The sequence below is a fragment of the Streptomyces sp. GL_148 genome (assembly GCF_057834205.1).
Genome location: NZ_CM174396.1, coordinates 8,351,023 through 8,374,199, shown reverse-complemented (window position 1 = coordinate 8,374,199; position 23,177 = coordinate 8,351,023). Strand labels below are relative to the sequence as shown.

Here is a 23,177-nt window from a genome sequence, read left to right as displayed (position 1 = left end):
CGTCCCATGGCTGACATGGTGGCGTTCGGGGATGCGGTGACCGCGTGGGCGGCCGGTGACGCCTGTGGGCTCGGTGACGTGGGGGACGCCCGGGAGGCGGCAGACGCGGCGCGCGGGCTGGCCTCGCGGCTGCCCGTACGGACCGTCGTGCTGCTCGAAGGGGCGAGCGACGCCGAAGCGGTCGAGGCGCTGGCCGCGCGACGGGGCCGGAACCTGGCCGCCGAAGGGGTCTGCGTCCTGCCGATGGGCGGTGCGATGAGCGTCGCGCGGTTCGCCCGGTTCCTCGGACCACAGGGTCTGGACCTGCGCCTGACGGGCCTGTGCGACGAGGCGGAGCGCGACTTCTACGCGCGCGGCTGGGAGCGGGCCGGCGCCGGGCCGCAGGGATTCTTCGTCTGCGCGGCGGACCTGGAGGACGAGCTCATCCGCGCGCTGGGCGTGCCCAGGGTGGAGGAGCTCGTCCGGGAGGAGGGGGACCACCGAGCCCTGCGGACCTTCCTGCGCCAGCCCGCGCAGCAGGGCCGCACGGCGCAACAGCAGGTGCGGCGCTTCCTCGGTACGAAGAAGGGGCGCAAGATCCGCTACGGCCGCGTCCTCGTCGAGGCCCTCGACGAGGACCGCGTACCGGCGCCGCTCGAAGGCCTGCTCGCGAGCCTGTGACCCGGCCCGCGGCGGGTGGCCGGGTCAGCCCAGCTGCGCCAGGAAGAAGGCGGCCGCCTCCTCGCCGGCCCGGACCCGGGCGGTCGGGTCGGCGGGCTCCGGGGCGAAGAAGTCGTCGTGGCGGACGGCCGGGCCGATCGAGCGGCCGCTCGCGGTGGGGATGTACTCCAGGTAGGGCCGCGTGTCGGCCTCGTACGGGGTGATCGTGTCCGCTCCGCCCCAGCGGATGGCCACCGGTATCCGGACGGCTTCCAGGCTCTCGCGGGTCACCAGGGAGCCGAGGCCCGGAGCCACCTGGAAGACCGCCCGTACCCGGGGATCGGACAGGTCTCCCCCGCCGTCCTGCAGGGTGCGCCGCGCGGCCTCGTCCTGCGGGTGCTTCGCGCGCAGGGCCTCCAGCACTCCGGGGAACTCGGGGATCTCCGGTAGCGGCGCCTCGCCCGTGAACACGGCCCACAGGATCCCCGGATCGATGCGGGCCCCGGCCAGCGCCGCGGCCGTGTAGCCGCCGATGGAGAAGCCCGCCACTCCGACCGGGCCGAGGGGCTGTTCCCGGGCGAGCGCGTCGAGGGCGAAGGAGATGTCCCGGGGCCGTTCCCAGGCGTGGAGGAAGCCCTCGGGGTCGTAGCCGTCGACGAAGTTGTTGCCGTGGTGGTCGAGGGCCACCACCCGGAACCCCGCCGCGTGCAACGGGCTTACCAGCCACTCCATTTCGCTGCCCGATCCTCCGGTGCCGTGCGAGACGACCACGAGCGGGGCGTGTGCGTCCTGCGACGTACGGCTCGGCTCCCACACGTACAGGCGGACCGGCCGCGGACGGGCCGGCTCCCGCAGGTCCGGGCGGGACTCGTCGTACAGGACACGTATCAGCGGCTCTGGCGCGAAGGCGATCATGGCGGGATCGTACAGAGGCGGGTCAGCGCATCTTGAGCATGTGTCCGGGGGCGAGGGCGGCGGAGATGCGTTCCGCAATGGTCTGGGCCGAGTTGCCCGCCGGGCTCTTGGGGCCCTGGGTCACGGTGACGGAGATGGCGAGCTTCTCCGCGGGCAAGTAGGCCTGGATGGCCGCGTAACCGGAGAAGGACGGGTTCGTCAGGATCCAGCCGTCGACGACGATCACACCCAGGCCGAAGTGGTGGGCCTGCGTATTGGTCAGGAGGCACACGCTGTCCGGGCAGGAGTCCGTCGGGTGGCCCAGCCCGATGGTGCCCGGGTCGAGCTGGGTCTTGAAGGCCTTCGCGGACAGCAGCTCGCCGGTCCCGACACCGCGCGCGGACCGGTCCAGGTCACAGATGTTCTGGACGAGGACCGCACCGGGAGTGGTGGTCCACGAGGGGTTCCAGAAGGTGGACTCCTCGTAGGTGCCGCGCTCGGAGGTGAAGGCGTGCAGGACCGGTTCCGGGATCTGCGGGGTGTACTGGTTGCTGGTCCCGCTCAGACCGAGCGGTCCGTACACGCGCTCCTTCAGCAGCCGGTCCAGCGGAAGCCCGCTGATCTTTTCCAGGGCCTCGCCGAGCAGATTGAAGTTGGCGTGCGAATAGCTCCAGTTGGTGCCCGGCTCGTAGAGGAGCGGTTTGTCCGTCGCGATGCCGATCACCTCGGCCGACGTCCACTGGCGGAACGGTTTGGCCTCCAACTCGGCTAGGAAGGCGGGGTCGGTGACGTAGTCGTGCAGGCCGGACGTGGAACTGCCCAGCATGCGCAGGGTGATCTCCGATCCGTGCGGCACGTCCGGGAGCCAGCGGGAGACTGGGTCGTCGAGTGAGGCCTTGCCCTCGTCGACGAGTTGGAGCAGCACGGCGCCCATGTAGACGATGGCCACGGACCCCGTACGAAATTGCATGGACGGCTCGGCCGGGACTCCCGTCATCGATTCCCCGAGAGCCGTGGTGAGCACCTCGCGGTCATCGGAGGACACCCTCAGGACCACCGAGTTCAGGGCGAACTCCCGCTGGGCCTGCTGCGCGATGGTGAGGACCTTGAGCGCGTCGCCCCGGGCGGGGCCGGGAGAGTTCACGCAGGCCCCCGGAGCCGCGGCGGCCGGCTCCACGCCCGCGGCCGTCCCCGCCGGAAGGGCCGCGCCCATCAGACCGGCGATGCACAGCAAGACCGTACGAGTACGCCTCACGCTCCCAAGTATGGGCGCGCCCCGCGCGCGGCGCATGTGGGACGTCCGAGTGCGTCTTTACGAAGCCGGCCTGAGCCGGCCGGCGGAATCCGCCGCTCCCCCTGACGGGAAATCAGCACGAGCCGGACCCAATCGGACAGATGTTCCACCGGCCTCATGCCTGACGGTCAGTCAATTGCCGAGAACTGCCCCGCGGGGGCTTCCAGAGCCATGTGATGTGTGCCATGTTACATCGCACACTGCATAGCCGTGTACACGACAGAGTTGAAATCCCCGCCAACTCCCGTCGACGTCACGGTCCGCACTCACCAATCGCCGCGTTGCCAGCGCGGCCGCAGACCGGCTCGGAGGCCCACCCCCCATGCGAAGTTCCCCCACCACGAAGGGCCGTACCCGGCCCCTCATAGCCGCACTGGCCTGCTCTCTGGGCCTGACGATGCTCGCCCCCGCCGGCCAGGCCTTCGCGCGCGAATCGAAGCCCGCCGCACCTGCTCCGGCCTGGAAGTCAGGCGCCGCACCGCAGCCCTCGACCCCGGCCGCCGCAGCGGCCGCCCTCCGGGCCGAGCACGCCGCACGTCCCGACGCGGACCTGTCCGAGCGCGCCCCGCTCCGGGCCACCAAGGAGCACGCGCGCACCGAACAGCAGTCCTCCAAGGCGAAGTTGGCGCCCGGCGCGGCTGCCGCCGCCGAGGCCCTCGCCGCGGCCTGCAACGTCGCGGACTTCACCTCGAAGACCGGGGCCGCGCTGGTCCAGCAGATCAAGGCCTCCGAGATGGACTGCGTCAACTCGCTGTTCCTACTCAAGGGCAGCGACGCGCAGGCCGCCTTCCGTGAGGCGCAGATGGTCTCGGTGGCCGACGCCCTGCGCACCGTCTCCGCCACCTACCCGGGTGACAACAGCACCAAGGCCGGGCAGCTCGTGCTCTTCCTGCGCGCCGGCTACTACGTCCAGTGGTACAACGAGTCCACCGTCGGGGCCTACGGCCCGGCCCTGAAGAGCTCGATCCGGGGCGCCCTGGACACCTTCTTCGCCGCCCCGCGCGCGGCCGACGTGACCGATGCCAACGGCCCGACCCTGGGCGAGAGCGTCATCCTGATCGACAGCGCCCAGGAGAACGCGCGCTACCTCGGCGTCGCCAAGCGGATGCTGACCGGCTACAACTCCTCGTACAACAGCTCTTCGTCGATGGTTGCGGCGGTCAACAACGCCTACACGGTCCTGTTCCGCGGCCACCAGAGCGCCGAGTTCCTGCCCGCCGTACAGGCCGACCCGAGCATCCTGACGGTGCTGCGCGACTTCGCCGTCACCCACGACGCCCTGCTGGGCACGGACAAGAGCTATCTGGCGGCCAACGCCGGCCGGGAACTGGGCCGTTTCCTCCAGCACTCGGCGCTCCAGGCGACCGTACGGCCGCTCGTCAAGCAGCTGCTGGACCGTACCTCGATCACCGGCCGGACCTCCTCGCTGTGGGTGCCGCTCGCCGAGATGACCTCCTCGTACGACGCGGCCAACTGCTCCTTCTACGGGACCTGCGACCTGCCGGCGCGGGTGCGTGCCGCCGTCCTGACGGTCAACCACACCTGTAGCCCGAGCCTGCGGATCGTCGCGCAGCAGATGACCGCCGCCGAGCTCGGCGCGAGCTGCACCAGCCTGGCCAACCAGGACTCCTTCTTCCACAACGTGGTCAAGGACAGCGGCCCGGTCGCCAACGACAAGAACACCGTGCTCGAGGTGGTGGCCTTCGACTCCAGCGCCGACTACCAGACCTACGCCGGTGCCATCTTCGGGATCAGCACCAACAACGGCGGCATGTACCTGGAGGGTGACCCCGCGGTCACCGGGAACCAGCCGCGCTTCATCGCCTACGAGGCGGAGTGGGTCCGGCCGGAGTTCCAGATCTGGAACCTGAACCACGAGTACACCCACTACCTCGACGGCCGCTTCAACATGTACGGCGACTTCAATGCGGGGATGACCACGCCGACCGTGATGTGGGTCGAGGGCCTGGCCGAGTACATCTCGTACTCGTACCGGGGCGTCACCTACGACCGCGCCGTCACCGAGGCCGGCAAGAACACGTACAAGCTCAGCACGCTGTTCGACACCACCTACGACAACTCCGACTCCACCCGCGTGTACCAGTGGGGCTACCTGGCGGTGCGCTACCTGATCCAGTCGCACCCGCAGGACGTGGCCGCGCTCCTCGGCCACTACCGCGCCGGCAACTGGGCGGCCGCCCGCACCCTGCTCACCTCCTCCATCGGCACCCGCTACGACGCCGACTTCGCGGCCTGGCTGGTCAAGTGCGCGGCCGGAGACTGCGGCGGCCCCACCAACCCGCCGGTCAACCAGGCCCCGGTGGCCGGATTCACCTCCGCCGTGAACGCCCTGGCGGTCACCTTCACCGACACCTCCACGGACGCGGACGGCACCATCGCCTCCCGCGCCTGGAACTTCGGTGACGGCACCACCTCCACCTCGGCCAATCCGGCCAAGACCTACGCCGCGGCCGGTACTTACACCGTCAAGCTCACGGTCACCGACAACAAGGGCGCCACCGCCACCACCAGCAAGCCGGTCACCGTCGGCAGCGCCGGGCCCGGCGAATGCACCAGCCCCGACGTCCGCGTGCTCGGTGACAACTGCCACCGCTCCAACGTCTCCGCCACGACCGGCAACTACGGGTACTTCTACCTGGACGTCCCGGCCGGCACCGGATCCCTCAAGATCGCCGTCTCGGGCGGCACCGGCAACGCCGACCTCTACTACAGCCCCAACGGCTGGGCCACCACGAGCAACTACACCGCCCGCTCGGCGCAGAGCGGCAACAGCGAGTCGCTGACCATCAACAACCCGGCCGCCGGACGCGTCTACATCAGCCTGTACGCCGTCCAGGGCTTCGCGGGCGTCACCGTCTCGACCCAGTTCGGGACGGCTCAGGTGGAGTGCGCGGACGCCGACATCCGCGTGCTGGGCGCCGACTGCAGCCGCTCCAACGTCTCCGCGACCGCCGGGAACTACCGCTACTTCTACGTGAACGTCCCCGCCGGCACCGCGTCCCTCAAGATCACCGTCTCGGGCGGCACCGGCAACGCCGACCTCTACTACAGCCCCAGCACCTGGGCCACCACGAGCAACTACACCGCCCGCTCGGCCCAGACCGGCAACACCGAAACCCTCACCGTCAACAACCCCGCTGCCGGCTACCTCTACGTCAGCCTGCACGCCGCCCAGGACTTCGCCGGAGTCACCGTCTCCAGCCGCTTCTGAGCCAGAGCCCGTACGGCACACCGGCCCCGGCCCCCACCCTTCTTCGCAGGGGTGGGGGCCGGTTCCGTACTACCCTTCGGTCCAGAACGGCCGGGCCCGGAGGGCCGCGGCGCGGACCGCGGCCCCGTCCAGGAGCAGGGCGGCGTCCCGCAGCCCGCGTTCCGGCCACGCGCACGACAGCGCGAGCGGGCCCGGCGGGGGCAGCGGCGAGATCCACAACGTCAGGCGTACGTCCTCGCCGTCCCCCGGGCCGCCCCAGGCGGCCTCGTAGCCGCTGACGATCATCGCGGACCCCCGCCCGTCCCGCAGACCGGCCTCGTCGTCCTGCACGACTTCCGTGCCGTCGGCGAGCCGGAGGCGGAAGCGGGGTTGCGCGCGCCCGGTGAAGTCGACGGGCTCGGGCGGCGGTCCGCCGGGGTCCGGCGAGGATCCGCGGGCATGGGCTTCCACGTCGATCTCCAACCCGCCCGGGTGGGCCAGCACCTGCCGGGCGACCACCACGACCCCGTCCGAGCGCCCGATCACCACCGGCCCCTCGACGTGTCCACCGATCATCTGCGGCGGTGCCTGCCACTCGGGCGGACCGCCGGCGCTAACGTTCCCCGGATTCTCAAGCACGGCCGCAGCGTAGCCGGTTGGGGGCCGCGCCGGTGTGGCCGAGCCGAAGGTTGTGCAGGGTCCGCCCCGGCCAGGCAAGTCTTCGATGTCTGTTCACTCCCCCGTGACCTGCACCTTCCCGGCGGGAGGCGGCGCGGCCGGTCGAATGATCGGAGCACAGGTCTGGACCACATGAGATGCGCCAATCCCGTGGCCGATTGGACGTGTTGGCCGCGCTGCAACAAATGGTCTATACCTCTGGCGCTATGGTGGCCACCTGAAAAGGGCACATAAACAGCCGTGGGGGCTTTATGACCTTGTCTCATCTTCCGCAACCTCCTTCCGACGACGAGCTCTACTGGTATTTCGGCCCGCAACGACGCTGGGTCCTCATCAGCACGAGCCTCGCCTTCGTCTTCACCGCTGCGACCATGTTCACCTTCGCGCTGCGCACTCCGGCCCTCTGGGCCTTCCTCGCCGTCCTGGGGCTCAACCTCGTCGCCCTCGCCCTCTCCTCGGTGAACAGCCTGCGCCAGCGCAGGCTGACCCGCCCCTCCCACGAGGTGCTCGTACGCGCCTGGCAGCCCGCCCGACTGCCGGGCGTGGACCTCTACTTGCCGACCTGCGGCGAGCCGCTCCCCGTCCTGGACAACGCCTACCGCGCGGTCTCGGCCGTCGACTGGCCGGGCGCGCTGACCACATGGGTCCTGGACGACGCCGACCGGCCCGAAGTCGCCGCGCTGGCGGCCTCGTACGGATACGAGTACGTCGTACGGCCCGATCGGGGGCACCTGAAGAAGGCCGGGAACCTCAACCACGCACTGACCCTGAGCAGCGCCGAGTTCATCGCGATCCTCGACGCCGACTTCGCACCCCGGCCGGACTTCCTGCGCCATCTCGTGCCCTATCTGGCCGACCCGTCCGTCGGGATCGTCCAGAGCCCCCAGTGCTTCGACACCGAGGGAACCATGGGCTGGATCCAGCGGGCCGCGGGCTCCGCCCAGGAGTGGTTCTTCCGCTGGATCCAGCCGTCCCGGGACGCGAGCGACGCCGCCATCTGCTGCGGCAGCAACGCCGTCTACCGGCGCGCCGCCATCGACCTGGCCGGCGGCTTCGCCCGCCTGGACCACAGCGAGGACCTGTACACCGGCCTCGCCCTGCACGCGCAGGGGTTCCGCACCCTGTACGTGCCGGTGCTCGTCGCCAAGGGCACCTCCCCCGACGAGGTCACCTCCTTCGTCAACCAGCAGTACCGGTGGGCGATGGGCAACCTCCACCTGCTCACCTCGCCCGTCCTGCGGGGGATGGGCGCGCCCTGGCGGATGCGGCTGTGCTTCTACGAGGGCGTCGTCGGCTACCTCGCCGCCGCCGTGAACACCTTCGCGGCGCCGCTGCCGCCCCTGGTGATGATGTTCTGGTACCCGGACGACATCCGGCCCTGGCACGTCCTGCCGCTGCTCGCCCCGCTGTGGCTCTGGCACGTGCTGCTGCCGCGGATCAGCAGGACCCGCTGGCGGGTCGAGGTGATCCGGGCGAACGTCCTGACGAGCGTCGCCGCCGCCACCGCCTTCCTGCACACGCTGCGCGGCCGCAGCGCCGACTGGGTGCCCACCGGCGCCCGCGGCCCCGCCCGTTCCGGCGGGATGGCCCGCCGGGTGGTGGGCGTCTCGCTGCTCTGGCTGGTCCTCTCCAACGGCGCGGCCGCGGCGGGCCTGGCGCTGGCCGTGGCCCGCAACGGCTGGGAGCCCAACTGGGGTCTGCTCCTCTACTTCCTGGTGCAGTGCCAGATCAACGGCCCGCTGGTCCGCGACCTGATCGCCGAACTGCGGCCGACGACATCCTCCAGGCGCGAGGCGACCTCCGCCGAGGGCGGCGGACCGGCTCCGGCCGGCGGCCGCCCGCGCAGCCTCGTACGGGCCTTCGCCGACCGCTCCCGCACCGGCGTGCTCCCGCGCCGATGGCCCGAGACGCTCGCCGCTTCGGCGGTGCTCCTGCTCACCGGCCTGGTGGCATCCGGGTTGGTCAACCCCATGCTTCCCTGGCTGAGTTGAAAGGCTCCACCACCATGCACTCCCCCGTGCCACGTCCCTCGCCGTCCTCGCTGACGCCCGATGCGCGGCGCGAGCCTCCGCGCGACGCCGCCCCGCCACCCGGCCCCCCTGGTTCCCCGGCCCCCTCCGGCGGCGAGTCCGGGCCCAGTCCGCACCGCTCGGCGTTCCGGCCCGACATCGAGGGGCTGCGCGCCGTCGCCGTCCTCGCGGTCCTCGCCTTCCACGCCGGGGTTCCGGGGCTCGCGGGCGGTTTCGTCGGCGTGGACGTCTTCTTCGTCGTCTCCGGCTACCTCATCACCGGCCTGCTCGTGCGCGAGGCGGTCACCACCGGCCGGATCCGGCTCCTGGACTTCTTCTCCCGGCGGGCCCGCCGGCTCCTGCCCTCCGCCGCCGTCGTCCTCGGCGCGGTGGCCCTGGCCGGGACCTGGCTGACCGTACCGCTGCGCCGCGCCGACCTGGAGTACGACGTGGTCGTCGCGGCGCTCTCCGCCGCCAACTGGCGGTTCGTCGCACAGCGGACCGACTACCTCGCCGCCGGGCACGAGCAGAGCCCGCTGCTGCACTTCTGGTCCCTCGCCGTCGAGGAGCAGTTCTACCTCGTCTGGGCACCGCTGCTCGCCCTGATCGTGCTCGGCGCGGCCCGGGCCGTGCGCCGCGGCCGCGCCGTGCGCTGCGCCGTGGCCCTGGCGGCCGTACCGGTCGTGCTGGCGGCGTTCGCGCTGTCGCTGCGCTGGACGGACCACTCCCCCTCCCTCGCGTACCTCGCCACGCCCTCGCGGGTCTGGCAGTTCGGCGTCGGCGCCCTGGTGGCCCTGCTGCCCTGGCACCTCATGCGCGGCCCGCGCCCGCTGCGGCTGCTGTGCGGCTGGGCCGGGGGCGCGGCGATCGTCTGGAGCGCCGTCGCGTACGACGCGGCCACGCCCTACCCCGGCTACGCGGCCCTGGTGCCGACCCTGGGCGCGGCCGCCGTGATCCTCGCCGCGATACCCGGCCGGGGCGAGCGCAGCACACCGGGGATCTACGGGATCGGCCGGCTGCTCGCGGGGCGTGGTCCCCGGGCGGTGGGGCGGCTCTCCTACACCCTGTACCTGTGGCACTGGCCGGTGCTGGTCCTCGCCGAGGCCCGCTTCGGCGCCCAGGACTGGCCGGTGAAGGCCGCGCTCACGCTGGCCGCCGTCCTCCCCGCCTACGCGACCATGCGCTGGGTCGAGCAGCCGCTGCGCCGCAGCCGCACCGTCTCCGAACTCCCGCGCCGTGGACTGTCGGTGGGCATCACCGCCGTCGTCCTGCCGGTGGTCCTCGCGCTCGTCGTGGGCACCACGACGCTGAACCTGCTGGGTCCGGCAACGCCCGTCCACCTGGGCGGGCTGCCCCCGGGCGCCGCCTCCGGCCCGCACCTGCTCGCCCGTACGGGCTCCGCGCCCCTGGAGGCCGGCCCGATCGTGCCGGGCCCCGCGCAGGCGCGGGGGGACTTCCCTCCGGACGGGGAGTGCGAGGTGGCCCCGGCCGTGACGCGCAGCCCGGACTGCCTGTTCGGCGCGGTGGACAGTGCGGACCGGATCGTGCTGCTCGGTGATTCACACGCGGGCCAGTGGTTCTCGGCGATGCTGGCCATGGCCTCGCAACGGGGCTGGGCGCTGCAGGAGTTGGTGAAGCAGGGCTGCCCGCTGCCGCAGCTCGCGGTGGACAGTCCCCAGCTCGGCCGTGCCTACCGGGAGTGCGACACGTGGCGCGCCGACACCCTGGAGCGGCTGCGGCAGCAGCCGAAGCCCCGGCTCATCGTGATCTCCTCGCTCAACCGCTACACCGCCGATTCCGGACTCCTCGCCGAGGCCTGGGAGAAGACTCTCGAACCCCTGCGGGCGATCGGTGCGCCGATCGTCTACATCGAGGACACCCCCGTACCGGGTGCGGACGTCCCCGCGTGCGTCTCCGGCAGCCCCGAGGAGCCCGCCGCCTGCGCGTTCAGCCGTACGGACGCCCGGCAGCCCGATCCACTGGCCCGGCGGATCGCCGCCGGCGCCCTGCCCGGCGTACGCGCCGTGAGCGTGAATCCGGTCCTGTGCCCGGGCGAGGGACCGACGTGCCCGGCCGTACTGGACCGCATCCTGCTCTACCGGGACGACGCCCATCTGACGAACGTGGCGGTCGTCGTCCTGACCCCCCGGCTCGAACGGCTCCTCACGGATTCCGGGGCGCTTGCTGCCCGGGGCGCGACCGGGTCCGTATCCGGTCAGGCGCGGCCGGCGGGGTGGACCGAGGTGTTCCGCGACGAGTTCGACGGTCCCGCGGGCAGCCCGCCGTCCTCCGCGAACTGGCTGCACGACACCGGGACTTGCTATCCGGGATGCCCCGCGGCCCAGTGGGGCACGGGTGAGATCGAGACGATGACCGACTCGACCGACAATGTCCGCCTCGACGGCAAGGGGGCACTGGAGATCGTCCCCACCCGCACGGACGGCGCGTGGCGCTCGGGCCGCATCGAAACCCGGCGCTCCGACTTCGCCCCGCCGCCCGGCGGCATCCTGCGGATCGAGGCCGCGATCGCCCTGCCCGAGGTGACCGGCGCCGGGGCGGCGGGCTACTGGCCGGCGTTCTGGACCCTCGGGGCGCCGCTGCGCGACGGGTACACGGGCTGGCCGGGCTTCGGGGAGCTCGACATCATGGAGTCGGTCAACGGCCGGGACAGCGTCTTCGCCACCATGCACTGCGGGACCCTTCAAGGCGGCCCGTGCCAGGAGCCGACGGGCCTGAGCTCGGGCCCCCAGCCGTGCGGGGACTGCCGTACGGGGTTCCACACGTACGCCGTCGAGGTCGACCTCTCCCCCGGCGCCGAGGAGGTGCGCTGGTACCGGGACGGCCGGGTGCACCACCGGGTGGCCGCCTCCCGGATGGACCCGGACACCTGGAAGCGGGCGGTGGACCACGGCCTGTTCCTGATCCTCAACGTGGCCATCGGCGGCGCCCTCCCCCAGGCCGACGGCGCAACCCCGGGCCCGGCCACCGAACCGGGCCACCCGATGCGGGTCGAGCGGGTGGCCGTCTCCACGCGGGGGTGAGGCGTCAGTCCACGCCGAAGCCGCGGAAGGTCCCTGATCCATCGGCGACTTCGGCCCCTTCCCGGGCGAGCTCTGCCCCACCCGCCCGGGAAGGGTGGGACAGTGGAGGCATGTGTGGTCGATACGCCTCCTCCCGGGCACCGGAAGACCTCGCCGGCCTCTTCGAGGCCCGGCTCGATCCGGGCCCGGCGCCGGGGCCCTCGTGGAACGTCGCTCCCACCGACGAGGTGTGGGCGGTCCTGGAGCGCGCCGACCGGGACACCGGCGAGCTCGGGCGGCAACTGCGTCCGGTGCGGTGGGGGCTGGTGCCGTCCTGGGCCAAGGACCCGGCCGTGGGCTCCCGGATGATCAACGCGCGGGTGGAGACCGTCCACGAGAAGCCGGCCTACCGGCGGGCCCTGGCCAAGCGCAGGTGCCTGCTGCCCGCGGACGGCTTCTACGAGTGGGTCGCCGTACCCGCCACCGGGACGGCCAAGGCCTACAAGCAGCCCTACTTCATCCGGCCCGAGACCGGGTCCGTCATGGCCATGGCCGGGCTGTACGAGTTCTGGCGCGACCCGGCCGTGGCCGACCGGGACGACCCGGACGCCTGGCTCACCACGGCCACGATCATCACCACCGAGGCCACCGACGCGGCCGGCCGCATCCATCCCCGGATGCCGCTCGCCCTCGACCCCGGCGACTACGAGGCCTGGCTCGACCCCTCCCACGAGGACACGACGGATCTCCGCGCCCTGCTCCACACCCCCGCCGGCGGCCGGCTCGCGGTGACCGCGGTCTCGACCGCCGTCAACAGCGTCCGCAACAACGGGCCGCAGCTCATCGACCCCGCCGGCTGATCGACCCCACCGGCTGACGGCAGCGGCGGCGACACCACAACCCCGCATCCTCTCGGAAATTCGTACGAGTCCGGTAGCCGATTTCGGGGTTTCCAACGGTTTGGCGGGACGATCCGGCATTTGGTGCCCGCCGCGCCCCGGCCGCTGCGATGCTTCCGCCGGTATCACCGGGCCGCCGTCCTTCCAACGGGCCCCGGAATACCGGCGAACGGGCGGCGCCGCCGGAGCAAGCTGCACTCCGGTTCGCCGTACGGGAGCGTCCGGCCGCGGCTTCCCGGGAGTATGCGACTCCGGCCGCTGCCGGGCGGAGGCGAGAGGGGGAGACTTCGATGTCTTCGACTGCTGTGTTACACGGACCGCGCGCACCGTGGCGGCGCCGGCTGCTGGCGGTGGCCGCGTCCTCGGCGCTGGCCGCGGGCGGCCTGACGGTTCTGGCGCCCCCGGCGTCGGCGGAGGGGGTGTGCGCCGCCCCGGTCCTGGTGGGTGCCACGACCACGATCACCTGCCCGGCGGGGGGTTCCGGAAGCGTCACGGTGCCCGACGGCGTCTCCAGCGGCGTGGTGACCCTGGACGGCGCCGGGGGCGGGAACGCCGCCGACGGCACCGCCGGCGGCAAGGGCGCGCACCTCGTCGCGACCGTCCCCGCCACGCCCGGGCAGACCTTCAACGTGACCGTCGGCCGGCGCGGTGCCAACGGCACGGCGAGTGTGCAGTTCGGCGTTCCGGGATCAGGCGGCGCCCTGGTCGCGGTGACCACCAGCGCGGGCGCGCCCCTGCTGACGGCCGGTTCGGGCGGCGGCGCGGGCGGAGCGGGCATCGGCTCTCCCGCCTACCCGGGAGCGGCCGGCGGTGACAGCGGCAGGCCGGGCGCCGACGGCAACGGCCTGGTTCCCGACGCGCAGGGCGGTACGGGCGGCGGCCCGGGCACCGACACGGCCGGCGGGGCCGCGGGGACCGGAGGGCCGGGCGGCGACAACGAGGGCCCGGACGGCTCCCCGGGCGCCTACCCGAACGGCTCCGGCGGCTCCGCCGGCCAGGGCGTGTTCAGCCCGACGGGCGCCGGCGGCCGCGGCGGAGCCGGGTACGGCGGCGGAGGCCGGGGCGGAGGCGGCGGCAGATACGGCGCCACCGGTGGCGGTGGCGGAGGAGGCGGTGGCGGATCCAGCCTGGCCTCCGGGACGGTTCCCGGCTCATCCGTCGCCCTGACCGACGGCGCCAACGCCGGTGACGGCCGGATCGTGTTCGCCTTCACCCTCCCGCCGACGGTCACGGCCGTCGGCCCGGCCGCCGGACCCACCGGGGGCGGTACGGCCGTGACGGTCACCGGCACCAACCTGTCGGGCGCCGTCCTCACCTTCGGCGCGGGCAACCCCGCCACCGACGTCACGTGCACGGCCACTTCCTGCACCGCCACCGCTCCGGCCGGGACCGGCACCGTGGACGTCCGGGCCACCACCCCCGGCGGCACCAGCACTCCGTCCCCCGCTGGCCGGTACACCTACGTCCCCGTCCCCGTGGTGACCTCGCTAAGCCCCGCCGTCGGCACGACGGCCGGCGGTACGGTCGTCACCGTCGGCGGCACCGGCCTGGACGGCGCCACCGCGATCGTCTTCGGTTCCGGCAACACGGCCACCGGCCTCTCCTGCACCCCCACGGCCTGCACCGCGACCGCGCCCGCCCACGCCGCGGGCCCGGTGGACGTCCAGGTCACCACGCCCGGCGGCACCAGCGCCGTGACCGGCGCGGGCCGGTACACCTACCAGCTCCCGCCCGCCGACATCGACGTGGACCTGACCGCACAGCCCGGCTTCAGCCTGCTGGTCCCCTACCTCACCTACACCCTGACCGCCCGCAACACCGGTCCCGGTACGGTCACTTCGGCCACGCTCACCGCGAGCCTGCCGTCGGGCGCGTCCGCCAACACCCTGTCCCCGGGATGCACGGCCGCCGGATCCACCGTGACCTGCGCCTACGGGACCATCGCCAACGGCGCGTCCGTCACCAAGACGTTCCGGGTACCGCTGGGGCTGCTCTCGCTGGGGCGCGTCTCGGTCTCCGCCACCCGTACGGCGTCCGCGCCGACCGATCCGGGCCCGCTCAACGACAGCGCGACCGCCAGTTGCACGGTCGTCTCCGTCCTCCTGGCCACCTGCCCCTGACCGTAGCCTCCTCCCGCGCCAACGGGAGTCCGCACCCACCCGATGGCCGCCGGCCCGCCTCGTCACGAGGCGGGCCGGCGGCGCGTCCGGGCGGCGCTCAGGAGGGGTCGGCCGGCTCCCGGCCGGTCGGCTCCCCGCTCCACCCTGTCCATGTCCGCCCACGGAGCCCTGCCGCCGGCCCTGGCCCGCATCCACCCGCGCCACCGCACCCCCTCCTTCGGAACCCTCCTCGTCGGTGCGGCCGCGGCCTGCCTGCTCGTCCTCTTCACGCTCGTCTCCGGCGACTTCCTCGGCGACGCCATCCTCTGCATCGGGCTGCTCATCGCCTGCTACTACGGCACCACCGCGCTGGCCTGCGTCTGGTACTTCCGCAAGCGGCTGCGCGACTCCCCGCGCGACCTCCTGCTGCGCGGCATCCTGCCGCTGCTGGGCGGTGTGCTGATGCTGGCGGCCTTCGCCCGCAGCGCCTACGACATGTACGACCCCGCGTACGGCAGCACCTCCTTCCACGGCGTCGGCGGGGTCTTCCTCCTCGGCGCCGGCTCCATCGCCGCGGGCGCCCTGGCCCTGCTCATCGCCCGCACCCGGTTCCGCCGCTTCTTCCGCGAAGGCCGCACGTCGGTCGCCGCGCTCACCGTCACCGAGGACTGACCCCACCCATGCGCACTCTCGCCATAGCCGCCCTGCAGACCACGCCCGTGGCCCACGACCTCGAAGCGAGCTGGCAGCGCTTCAGCGACCAGGTCCGCGCCACCCGCGGGCTCTTCCCCCACGTACAGCTCGTCATCGCCCCCGAACTCCTGCTCGCCGCGGAGGGCCCGCTGCTGGGGCCCGCGCCCGACGACTGGATGGAGCAGGCCGCCGTCACGATCCCGGGACCGCTCACCGACCGGATCTGCGCCCTCGCCCGGGAGACCGAGCTGTGGCTGGTTCCGGGGAGCCTCTACGAGCGCGCCGAGGACGGCCACATCTACAACACGGCCATCGCCGTCTCGCCCGAGGGGGAGATCGTCGCCCGCTACCGCAAGGTCTTCCCCTGGCAGCCGTACGAAAAGGCCCGGCCCGGCCACGAGTTCACTGTCTTCGACCTCCCCGGCATCGGGCGGGCCGGCCTGGCCGTCTGCTACGACGGCTCCTTCCCCGAGACGGTCCGCCAACTCGCCTGGCTGGGAGCGGAGATCGTCATCCAGCCCACCCTGACACCCACCCGGGACCGGGAGATGGAACTGGTCTGCGCCCGCGCCAACGCCTGGACCAACCAGGTGTACGTGGTCAACGTCAACGCCGCCGACCCGGCCGGGGTCGGCGCCAGCGCGATCGTCGACCCCGAGGGCACCGTCCGCCAGCAGGCCGGCCCCGGCGAGGAGGTGCTCGTCGACGTACTGGATCTCGACACCGTCACCCGGGTGCGCCGCTACGGCTCCATGGGAATCAACCGCCCCTGGGACCAGCTGGCCCGGTACGGGGAGTCGATCGCCCTCCCGATGTACGGCGGCGCGGCCTTCCGTACACCGCACTGGCTGGAGGACGGGACCGCGTGACGCGGGGCGCCGTCGCGGCGGTCTCCGCTTCGGCGGTCCCTCACCACACCTTGGCGAGGAAGGCGCGGGTGCGGGGGTGCTGCGGATCGTCCAGGACGGCCCCCGGCGCGCCTTGCTCCACGACGACGCCACCGTCCATGAACACCACGGTGTCGGCGACCTCCCGGGCGAAGCCGAGCTCGTGGGTGACCACGAGCATGGTGGTTCCGGTGCGGGCCAGGTCCTTGATGACGTCCAGGACCTCGCCGACCAGCTCCGGGTCGAGCGCCGAGGTCGGCTCGTCGAAGAGCAGCACCTTGGGTTCGAGCGCGAGCGCGCGGGCGATGGCGACCCGCTGCTGCTGCCCGCCGGACAGCTGCCGAGGGTAGGCGTCCGCCTTGTCGCTCAGGCCCACGCGCTCCAGCAGCCGGCGGGCCGTCGCCTCGGCCGCCTCCCGCGGGCGGCGCAGCGCGGAGACCAGGGCCTCGACGAGGTTCTCCAGCACGGTGAGGTGCGTGAAGAGGTTGAAGTCCTGGAAGACGAACCCGATGTGGGTCCGCTGCTTCCGCACCTCCTTCTCCTTGAGTTCGTGCAGTTTGCCGCGGTGGCCGCGGTAGCCGATCAGCTCGCCGTCGACGCTGATCCAGCCGCGGTCGACCTTCTCCAAGTGGTTGACGGTGCGCAGGAGGGTGGACTTCCCCGAGCCGGAGGGGCCCAGGATCACGGTGACCTCTCCGGCGCGGACCGTCAGGTCGACCCCGCGCAGCACCTCCAGGGGTCCGAAGCTCTTGTGGACGCCTCGGACCTCGACCATGACCCGTCCCTGAGAGGGTTCCCGCCCGGGCTCCCTCACGTGTGCTCGGCCGGGTTGATCTGCGAGGTGTCGATCGCGGAGGGCGTGGTGCCCCATTTCTTCAGGATCCGCGCGTAGGTGCCGTCCTTGATCAGCTCGTTGACGGCGGCCTGGAACGCGGGGGTCAGCGCGGAGCCCTTCTTGAAGGCGAAGCCGACGTCGAGCCGGTGGTACTCGCCGAGGAAGGTGGTCTGCGCGGCGGGCTGCGCGGCCTGGTGGCGCAGGCCGTTGATCGTCGACATGACGACGTCGATCCGGCCCTGCTGGAGGGCGGTCGTCACGGCCCCGGGATCGGAGAAGACCCTGACCTCGTACGGCTTCTTCCCGGCGGCGGCGCAGACCTCCTTCTGCCCGGTGAGGGTCTTCTCGAAGGTCGTGCCGGCGCCCGTGCCGATGGTCAGTCCGCACAGCTGGGTCAGGTCGGAGACCTGCGCGGTCAGTACGGTGCTGCCCGTCCGGACCGCGAAGCCCTGGCCGTCGTTGATGTAGGTGACGAAGTCCACGGATTTCAGGCGTTCGGTGGTGACGCCGAAGTTGCCCGTACCGACGTCGTACTTGCCGCTGCCCAGGGCGGGGAGGATCGTCTCGAAGGAGGCGTCCTGCCGCTCCAGCTTCACGCCGAGGACCTTGGCCACCGCGGCGGCGATGTCGATGTCCTGGCCGGCGGGCGGCTTGTCCTGCCCGTTCGGGTAGTACGCCGACGGAGGGGATCCGACGGAGCCGCCGAGCCGCAGGCTGCCCGCCTTGCGGACCTCGGCGGGGAGCAGGGCGGCGATCGGCTCCACGGCCCGTACGCCGGCGACCGGATCGTCGGCCGGCACGGGAGAGCCGAGGGCGGCGGCCGACGCAGGGGCCGCGTCGCCGGAGCCGCAGGCCGTCAGCGTCGCCAGGAGGGGGAGGGGCAGGAGGACGAGCGCGGTGCGCAGGTGCCTGCGGAGCCCGGCGCCCTTCCCCGGCCCGGTCTTGTTCACCGGGAGGCTCATCCGCGCACCGCCGTCAGGGTCTGGTGGGGGGAGCCGGCCTCGGGCCGGGCGCCGGATGCGGCGTCCCGTGCCACGTCGGGCCCGACGTCCCGCGCGGCGTTCCGTGCCGCGTCCCGTGCCGTGTCCCGCGCGGCGTTCCGCGCCGCGTCCCGTGCCGCGTCCCGCTTCGCGACTTCCTCGCGGACGAGCGGGATCACGTACCGGCCGAAGTCGACGGCGTCGCCGAGCAGGTCGTAGCCGCGGGCCGACAGGATGTCCACGCCGAGGTCGTGGTAGTCCAGCAGCGCCAGGGCCACCGTCTCCGGGGTGCCGACCAGGGCGTTGGAATTGCCCGCGCCCCCGGTGGCGGCGGCGGTCGGGGTCCACAGCGCCCGGTCGTAGCGCTCCTCCGCCTCCGCGATGGCGATCAGGCGCTGGGATCCGGTGTTCTGGGGCGCCCGGGCCTGCGACACCCCGTTGCGGTGGGGCTGCGCCGTCCCAGCCCGTCTGCGCTGCCTGATGGCGCCCACCGTGCGGTGGGCCTTCTCCCAGGCCAGCTCCTCGGTGGGGGCGATGATCGGGCGGAACGCGACCTGGATGCGGGGCGCGTCGGTGCGGCCCGCGGCCCGCGCCGCTTCCCGTACGGCCTCGATCTGCTGGGCCGTCTGCTCCAGCGGCTCGCCCCACAGGCAGTAGATGTCGGCCTCCGCGCCTCCGGCCGCGTAGGCGGCGGGCGAGGAACCGCCGAACGAGACCTTCGGGCGCGGCTGCTGGACGGGGAACACGTCGCTGACGAAGTCGTGGAAGCGGTAGTGCTCGCCCTCGTGGTCGAAGGGCTCGTGGGTGGTCCAGATCTTCTTGACGATGCGGATGTACTCGCGGGTGCGGGCGTAACGCTCGTCCTTGCCGAGGACGTCGCCTTCGCGGCCCTGCTCGTGGTCGTTGCCGCCGGTGATGAAGTGCACGGCCAGGCGGCCGTCGCTGATCTGGTCGAGGGTCGCGAAGGTCTTGGCGGCGAAGGTGGGGTACGAGACGTTGGGCCGGTGGGCCAGCAGGATCTGCAGGCGCTCCAGCTTGCTCGCGATGTACGCGGCGGCCGGCGCCGGGTCCGGGGTGCCGGACCCGTAGGCGAACAGCACCCGGTCCCAGCCGTAGTCCTCGTGCGCCCTGGCGAGCCTGAGCGTGTACTCCTTGTCGAAGGCGGCGCCGGATCGTGCGGTGGTTTCGGAACCGTCGTGGGTGGCGGCTATGCCGAGGAACTCCACGGGCATGGGTGTGGCCTTTCGGAACGTGCGACGGATCGCGGGCTGGGCAGGGTGAACCACTCGCGGAGCAGCCTTGGGTGACGATCCGTCAGCCGAGCGAGTGCGGGACGGACCGGAACGGGGCGGTACGGGTGAAGGGCAGCAGAGCGCAACGTGCGGGCGTGACGACGCGGGGCGTCGGGGGCAGGTACGGCGGCAGCGCGTGTCCGGGTTCGCGACGGCCTAGGGCCTGTCGTCAAACTCCCGTCTGCCGCGCGACGCCTGGCACGCGCTCTCGCCGCACCAGACGCCGCGCGGCCGCCCTTCGGGCGACGACGGGAGTTTGAAGACAGGCCCTAGCGGCGGTTACGGCCCGCAGGACGGCTGCACGAAGGAAGAGCTCGGCCCGCGACGGGGTCACCGAGGGAGGGAAGGGCCGGTCGGACGGCCCGCTGCCGCGTCAGGCGCAACAGGCCGCGGACCACACCCGACCGAAGTCGATGTAGTCGCGCGAGACCAGGCGCTGATGGGCGTTCATGCGACTACTTGACCAGTACGAACCGCTCTTCGTCAAGCAAGGGCCCGAATGCCGGACGGGCCCGACGTCCCCTGGACCGCGCACTGTTGACAGGTTCGTGCGGGGCACGAAACGATCGGCGGCGGACCGGCTCCGTCGCGCTCGGAGGCCGGTCGGGCCGTGTTGAGGGACACGGCGAACGTGACGACGACCCGGTACCCGCGCCCGACAGTCCGGCAGCCCGGCAGTCCGGCAGTCCGGCGGTCCGGCATGCGCATCGATTCCGTGCCGCACAGCCGCGCCCGCGATCCCTCCCACTCCCCGGAGCACCTCCATGCCCACCGCTTCCGACGTCTCCGACGCGCCCCGCGTGTCCGACACCTCCGCCTGGTCCGCCCCCGGCGCCGAGCCGCCGCCGATCGTGCCGCGCCGGCGCGTCGGCCGTCGGCTGTCCGCTGCCGCCGCACTGCTGGTCTTCGCGCTGGTACTGGCCTCCGTCGTCCGCAACGACGCCTTCCAATGGGGCCTGGTGGGCCGGTACTTCACCACCTCCGCCGTGCTCGACGGGCTGCTGCTGACCCTCTGGCTGACCGGCGTGGTGATGGTGCTCGGGTTCCTGTTCGGCACCGTCCTCGCCGTGATGCGGCTGTCTGCCAACCCGGTGCTGCGCACCCTGAGCTGGGGCTACGTGTGGATCTTCCGGTCCACGCCGCTGCTGGTCCAGCTGCTGTTCTGGTTCAACATCGGCGCCCTGTACCCGACGCTCGGCCTGGGCATCCCCTACGGCCCCCAGCTCTTCAGCGTCACCACGGTGAACCTGCTCGGCCCCACGCTCACCGCCGTCATCGGCCTGACCCTGCACGAGACCGCGTACGCCGCCGAGGTGGTGCGCGGCGGCATCCTCTCCGTGGACCCCGGCCAGACCGAGGCCGCGCAGGCACTCGGGCTGAGCAGGCGCCGCACGCTGTACCGGATCGTGGTTCCCCAGGCGATGCGCTCGATCGTGCCGACCGCCGGGAACATGCTGATCGGCACCCTCAAGGGCACCAGCATCGTCAGCGTGCTGGCCGTGCACGACCTGCTGTATTCGGTGCAGTTGGTCTACAACCAGAACTACCAGGTCATCCCGCTGCTGATGGTGGCCACCCTCTGGTACGTCGCCGTCACCACCGTGCTGAGCGCGGGCCAGTACTACGTGGAGCGGCACTACGCCCGCGGCAGCTCGCGCGGCGGCCGCTGAGTTTTATTTCACCAAGAGGCGTTATATGTACGGCGGATGAAATCGGAACACGATTTCACGCATCCCGATATCCAGGCCGTTGACACCCCTTCTCCGGGCTGCCTAGCTTACGCCGCAGACAAAGAGAACAGATATCGGCGGCCTCCTCCTGTTCGGCTCGACGGCTGCTTTTCGATTCTGCGCCTATTTCGAAGCCGTGGAGTGTCCTTGACCGAATCACTGCTCCTCCCCGCGCCCGCCGGCCCCTCCGGGCCGCCAGGGCCGCCCGGGCCCGCCGAGCGGGTCCTCCCGCTGCGCCGGCCCGGGCGGTGGGTCGCCGGCATCGCCGTCCTGGTGCTGGTCTCGCAGGCCGCCCACGGGCTGATCACCAATCCCTTCTACCAATGGGACCGCTTCGCGTACTGGTTCACCCGCCCGGTGATCCTGGACGGGCTGCTCATCACCCTCCAGGTGGCCGTGTACAGTGCGGTCCTCGGCCTGGCCGGCGGCATCCTGCTGGCCCTCGGACGGCTCTCGGGCAGCCCGGTGCTGCGGTCGGTGAGCTGGACCTACATCTGGCTCCTGCGCTCCGTGCCGCTGATCGTCGTCCTGCTCTTCCTCTACAACCTCAGCGCCCTGTACCCCACCCTCAGCATCGGTGTGCCGTTCGGGCCCGCCTTCCTGACCTTCGACGAGTCGCGGATCGCCACCGACATGGTGGTCGCGGTGGTCGGCCTGAGCCTGAGCGAGGCCGCCTACGCCGCCGAGATCGTCCGGGCCGGCGTGCTCTCCGTCGACCAGGGCCAGCACGAGGCGGCCGCGGCCCTGGGACTGCCCAAGCGGTACCAGTTCGCGAGGATCGTCTTCCCGCAGGCGCTCCGCTCGATCGTGCCCTCCTACGTCAACCAGCTGATCGGCCTGCTGAAGGCCACCTCACTGGTCTTCTACGTGTCCCTGCTCGACCTGTTCGGCTCGGTGCAGAGCCTGGGCAGCACCTATCCCGGCGACGTGGTGCCGCTGCTGCTGGTGGCGACCGTCTGGTACGTGATCCTCACCAGCCTGGTCTCCGTCGTGCAGTACTACGTCGAACGGCACTACGCCCGCGGAGCGCTGCGCACCCCGATGCCCACCCCCCTGCAGCGAGCCCGCGCAGGCCTGCGCGACCTGCGGATCCGCCACCGGAAGGAGACGGCCCGATGACCGCGAACGCGAGTACCGTCGCCGCCACGCCCTCGCGGCCGGCCGCCGGCGCCGCCATCGAGGTGCACGACGTGCACAAGTGGTTCGGCGGCCGCCGGGTCCTGGACGGGGTGAGCCTGACCGTCGCACCCGGCACCGTCACCGTGATCCTGGGGCGCTCCGGATCCGGAAAGTCGACCCTGCTGCGGGTCCTCAACCACCTGGAGAAGCCCGAGGCCGGCCACGTCAGCGTCGGCGGCGAGCTGATCGGCGTCCAGCGGCACGGAGGCCGGCTCAAGGAACTGAGGGAACGGGCGATCCTCGCCCAGCGCGGCCGGATCGGCTTCGTCTTCCAGAACTTCAACCTCTTCCCGCACCTGACCGTGCTGGACAACGTCGCCGCCGCCCCGGTGGCCACCGGCAGGCTGTCCCGGCCGCAGGCACAGGCCCTGGCGCAGGAGTTGCTGCGCCGCGTAGGGCTCGGAGACCGTGGCGGCGCCTACCCGCGACAGCTGTCCGGCGGGCAGCAGCAGCGGGTGGCCATCGCGCGGGCCCTCGCCCTGCGGCCGGGGGTCATCCTCTTCGACGAACCCACTTCGGCGCTCGACCCCGAGCTGGTCGGCGAGGTGCTCTCCGTGATCAAGGACCTGGCCACCGGGGGCACCACCCTCGTGATCGTGACCCACGAGATCGGCTTCGCGCGCGAGGTCGCCGACGAGATCGTCTTCCTCCACGAGGGCCGCATCGTCGAGCAGGGTCCGCCCGCGCAGGTGCTGGACCACCCCGCGCACCCGCGGACCCGGGAGTTCCTCAGCAAGGTGCTCTGACCGGCCTTGCCCCGCCCTGTCCACAGCTTCCCCTGTCCACAGCTTCCCCTCCCCGCGGTTTCCCCGCATCGCCGAACACCCGAAAGGCAACG

17 protein-coding genes are annotated in these 23,177 nt (G+C 72.3%); 11 read left to right on the top strand and 6 right to left on the bottom strand.

Annotation, left to right across the window (positions count from 1 at the left end; all coding sequences use genetic code 11):
* The first annotated feature begins 6 nt into the window (after positions 1–6).
* The gene (locus AC3IYI_RS37690; RefSeq protein WP_489407923.1) at positions 7–660 is read left to right on the top strand and encodes a TOPRIM nucleotidyl transferase/hydrolase domain-containing protein; all 654 of its coding nucleotides are present in this window, start codon (positions 7–9) and stop codon (positions 658–660) included.
* A gap of 24 nt (positions 661–684) precedes the next feature.
* Here the strand turns inward: AC3IYI_RS37690 and AC3IYI_RS37685 are convergent, their stop codons facing one another.
* On the bottom strand, positions 685–1,554 hold the full coding sequence (locus AC3IYI_RS37685; protein WP_489407922.1) for an alpha/beta hydrolase family protein: 870 nt from the start codon (positions 1,552–1,554) through the stop codon (positions 685–687).
* 22 nt (positions 1,555–1,576) lie between these two features.
* On the bottom strand, positions 1,577–2,788 hold the full coding sequence (locus AC3IYI_RS37680; protein ID WP_489407921.1) for a serine hydrolase domain-containing protein: 1,212 nt from the start codon (positions 2,786–2,788) through the stop codon (positions 1,577–1,579).
* A 361-nt stretch (positions 2,789–3,149) separates the two neighbouring features.
* Here AC3IYI_RS37680 and AC3IYI_RS37675 point away from each other — a divergent pair, with 361 nt between their 5' ends.
* Positions 3,150–6,059: a collagenase gene (locus AC3IYI_RS37675; protein ID WP_489407920.1), complete on the top strand. Its 2,910-nt coding sequence runs from the start codon at positions 3,150–3,152 to the stop codon at positions 6,057–6,059.
* A gap of 69 nt (positions 6,060–6,128) precedes the next feature.
* On the opposite strand, the gene AC3IYI_RS37670 is transcribed toward AC3IYI_RS37675, so the two are convergent.
* On the bottom strand, positions 6,129–6,677 hold the full coding sequence (locus AC3IYI_RS37670) for a hypothetical protein (RefSeq protein WP_489407919.1): 549 nt from the start codon (positions 6,675–6,677) through the stop codon (positions 6,129–6,131).
* A 290-nt stretch (positions 6,678–6,967) separates the two neighbouring features.
* On the opposite strand from AC3IYI_RS37670, the gene AC3IYI_RS37665 reads away from it, so the two are divergent.
* From AC3IYI_RS37665 to AC3IYI_RS37640, 6 genes are all read left to right on the top strand, one after another.
* Positions 6,968–8,707, top strand: coding sequence for a glycosyltransferase family 2 protein (locus AC3IYI_RS37665; protein ID WP_489407918.1), 1,740 nt, complete (start codon positions 6,968–6,970; stop codon positions 8,705–8,707).
* A 26-nt stretch (positions 8,708–8,733) separates the two neighbouring features.
* Positions 8,734–11,766, top strand: coding sequence for an SGNH hydrolase domain-containing protein (locus AC3IYI_RS37660; protein ID WP_489407917.1), 3,033 nt, complete (start codon positions 8,734–8,736; stop codon positions 11,764–11,766).
* Positions 11,767–11,876: 110 nt separating this feature from the next.
* Positions 11,877–12,605: an SOS response-associated peptidase gene (locus AC3IYI_RS37655; protein ID WP_489407916.1), complete on the top strand. Its 729-nt coding sequence runs from the start codon at positions 11,877–11,879 to the stop codon at positions 12,603–12,605.
* A 329-nt stretch (positions 12,606–12,934) separates the two neighbouring features.
* Positions 12,935–14,764: an IPT/TIG domain-containing protein gene (locus AC3IYI_RS37650; protein WP_489407915.1), complete on the top strand. Its 1,830-nt coding sequence runs from the start codon at positions 12,935–12,937 to the stop codon at positions 14,762–14,764.
* 150 nt (positions 14,765–14,914) lie between these two features.
* The gene (locus tag AC3IYI_RS37645; protein ID WP_489407914.1) at positions 14,915–15,415 is read left to right on the top strand and encodes a hypothetical protein; all 501 of its coding nucleotides are present in this window, start codon (positions 14,915–14,917) and stop codon (positions 15,413–15,415) included.
* A gap of 8 nt (positions 15,416–15,423) precedes the next feature.
* Complete coding sequence (locus AC3IYI_RS37640) at positions 15,424–16,305, top strand: carbon-nitrogen hydrolase family protein (protein WP_489407913.1); 882 nt, start codon at positions 15,424–15,426, stop codon at positions 16,303–16,305.
* Between the two features lie 40 nt (positions 16,306–16,345).
* Here AC3IYI_RS37640 and AC3IYI_RS37635 read toward each other — a convergent pair whose 3' ends face one another.
* From AC3IYI_RS37635 to AC3IYI_RS37625, 3 genes are read right to left on the bottom strand one after another with little or no spacing between them, the layout of a single operon-like run.
* Positions 16,346–17,098, bottom strand: a complete 753-nt coding sequence (locus tag AC3IYI_RS37635; RefSeq protein ID WP_489407912.1) for an amino acid ABC transporter ATP-binding protein — start codon at positions 17,096–17,098, stop codon at positions 16,346–16,348.
* Between the two features lie 35 nt (positions 17,099–17,133).
* Complete coding sequence (locus AC3IYI_RS37630) at positions 17,134–18,120, bottom strand: ABC transporter substrate-binding protein (RefSeq protein WP_489407911.1); 987 nt, start codon at positions 18,118–18,120, stop codon at positions 17,134–17,136.
* Positions 18,117–19,370 carry an LLM class flavin-dependent oxidoreductase gene (locus AC3IYI_RS37625; protein WP_489407910.1) on the bottom strand — a complete coding sequence of 418 codons (1,254 nt, stop codon included), beginning with the start codon at positions 19,368–19,370 and terminating at the stop codon, positions 18,117–18,119. Before AC3IYI_RS37625 ends, AC3IYI_RS37630 begins: the two co-directional genes overlap by 4 nt.
* A gap of 824 nt (positions 19,371–20,194) precedes the next feature.
* Between AC3IYI_RS37625 and AC3IYI_RS37620 the strand changes: the two genes are divergently transcribed.
* The 3 genes from AC3IYI_RS37620 (at position 20,195) to AC3IYI_RS37610 (ending at position 23,085) form a co-directional block, all read left to right on the top strand.
* Entirely contained in the window at positions 20,195–21,100 is a 906-nt protein-coding gene (locus AC3IYI_RS37620; RefSeq protein WP_489407909.1) for an amino acid ABC transporter permease, read from the top strand.
* Between the two features lie 219 nt (positions 21,101–21,319).
* Complete coding sequence (locus tag AC3IYI_RS37615) at positions 21,320–22,279, top strand: amino acid ABC transporter permease (protein WP_489411815.1); 960 nt, start codon at positions 21,320–21,322, stop codon at positions 22,277–22,279.
* Positions 22,276–23,085, top strand: coding sequence for an amino acid ABC transporter ATP-binding protein (locus AC3IYI_RS37610; protein WP_489407908.1), 810 nt, complete (start codon positions 22,276–22,278; stop codon positions 23,083–23,085). Before AC3IYI_RS37615 ends, AC3IYI_RS37610 begins: the two co-directional genes overlap by 4 nt.
* Positions 23,086–23,177 lie beyond the last annotated feature (92 nt).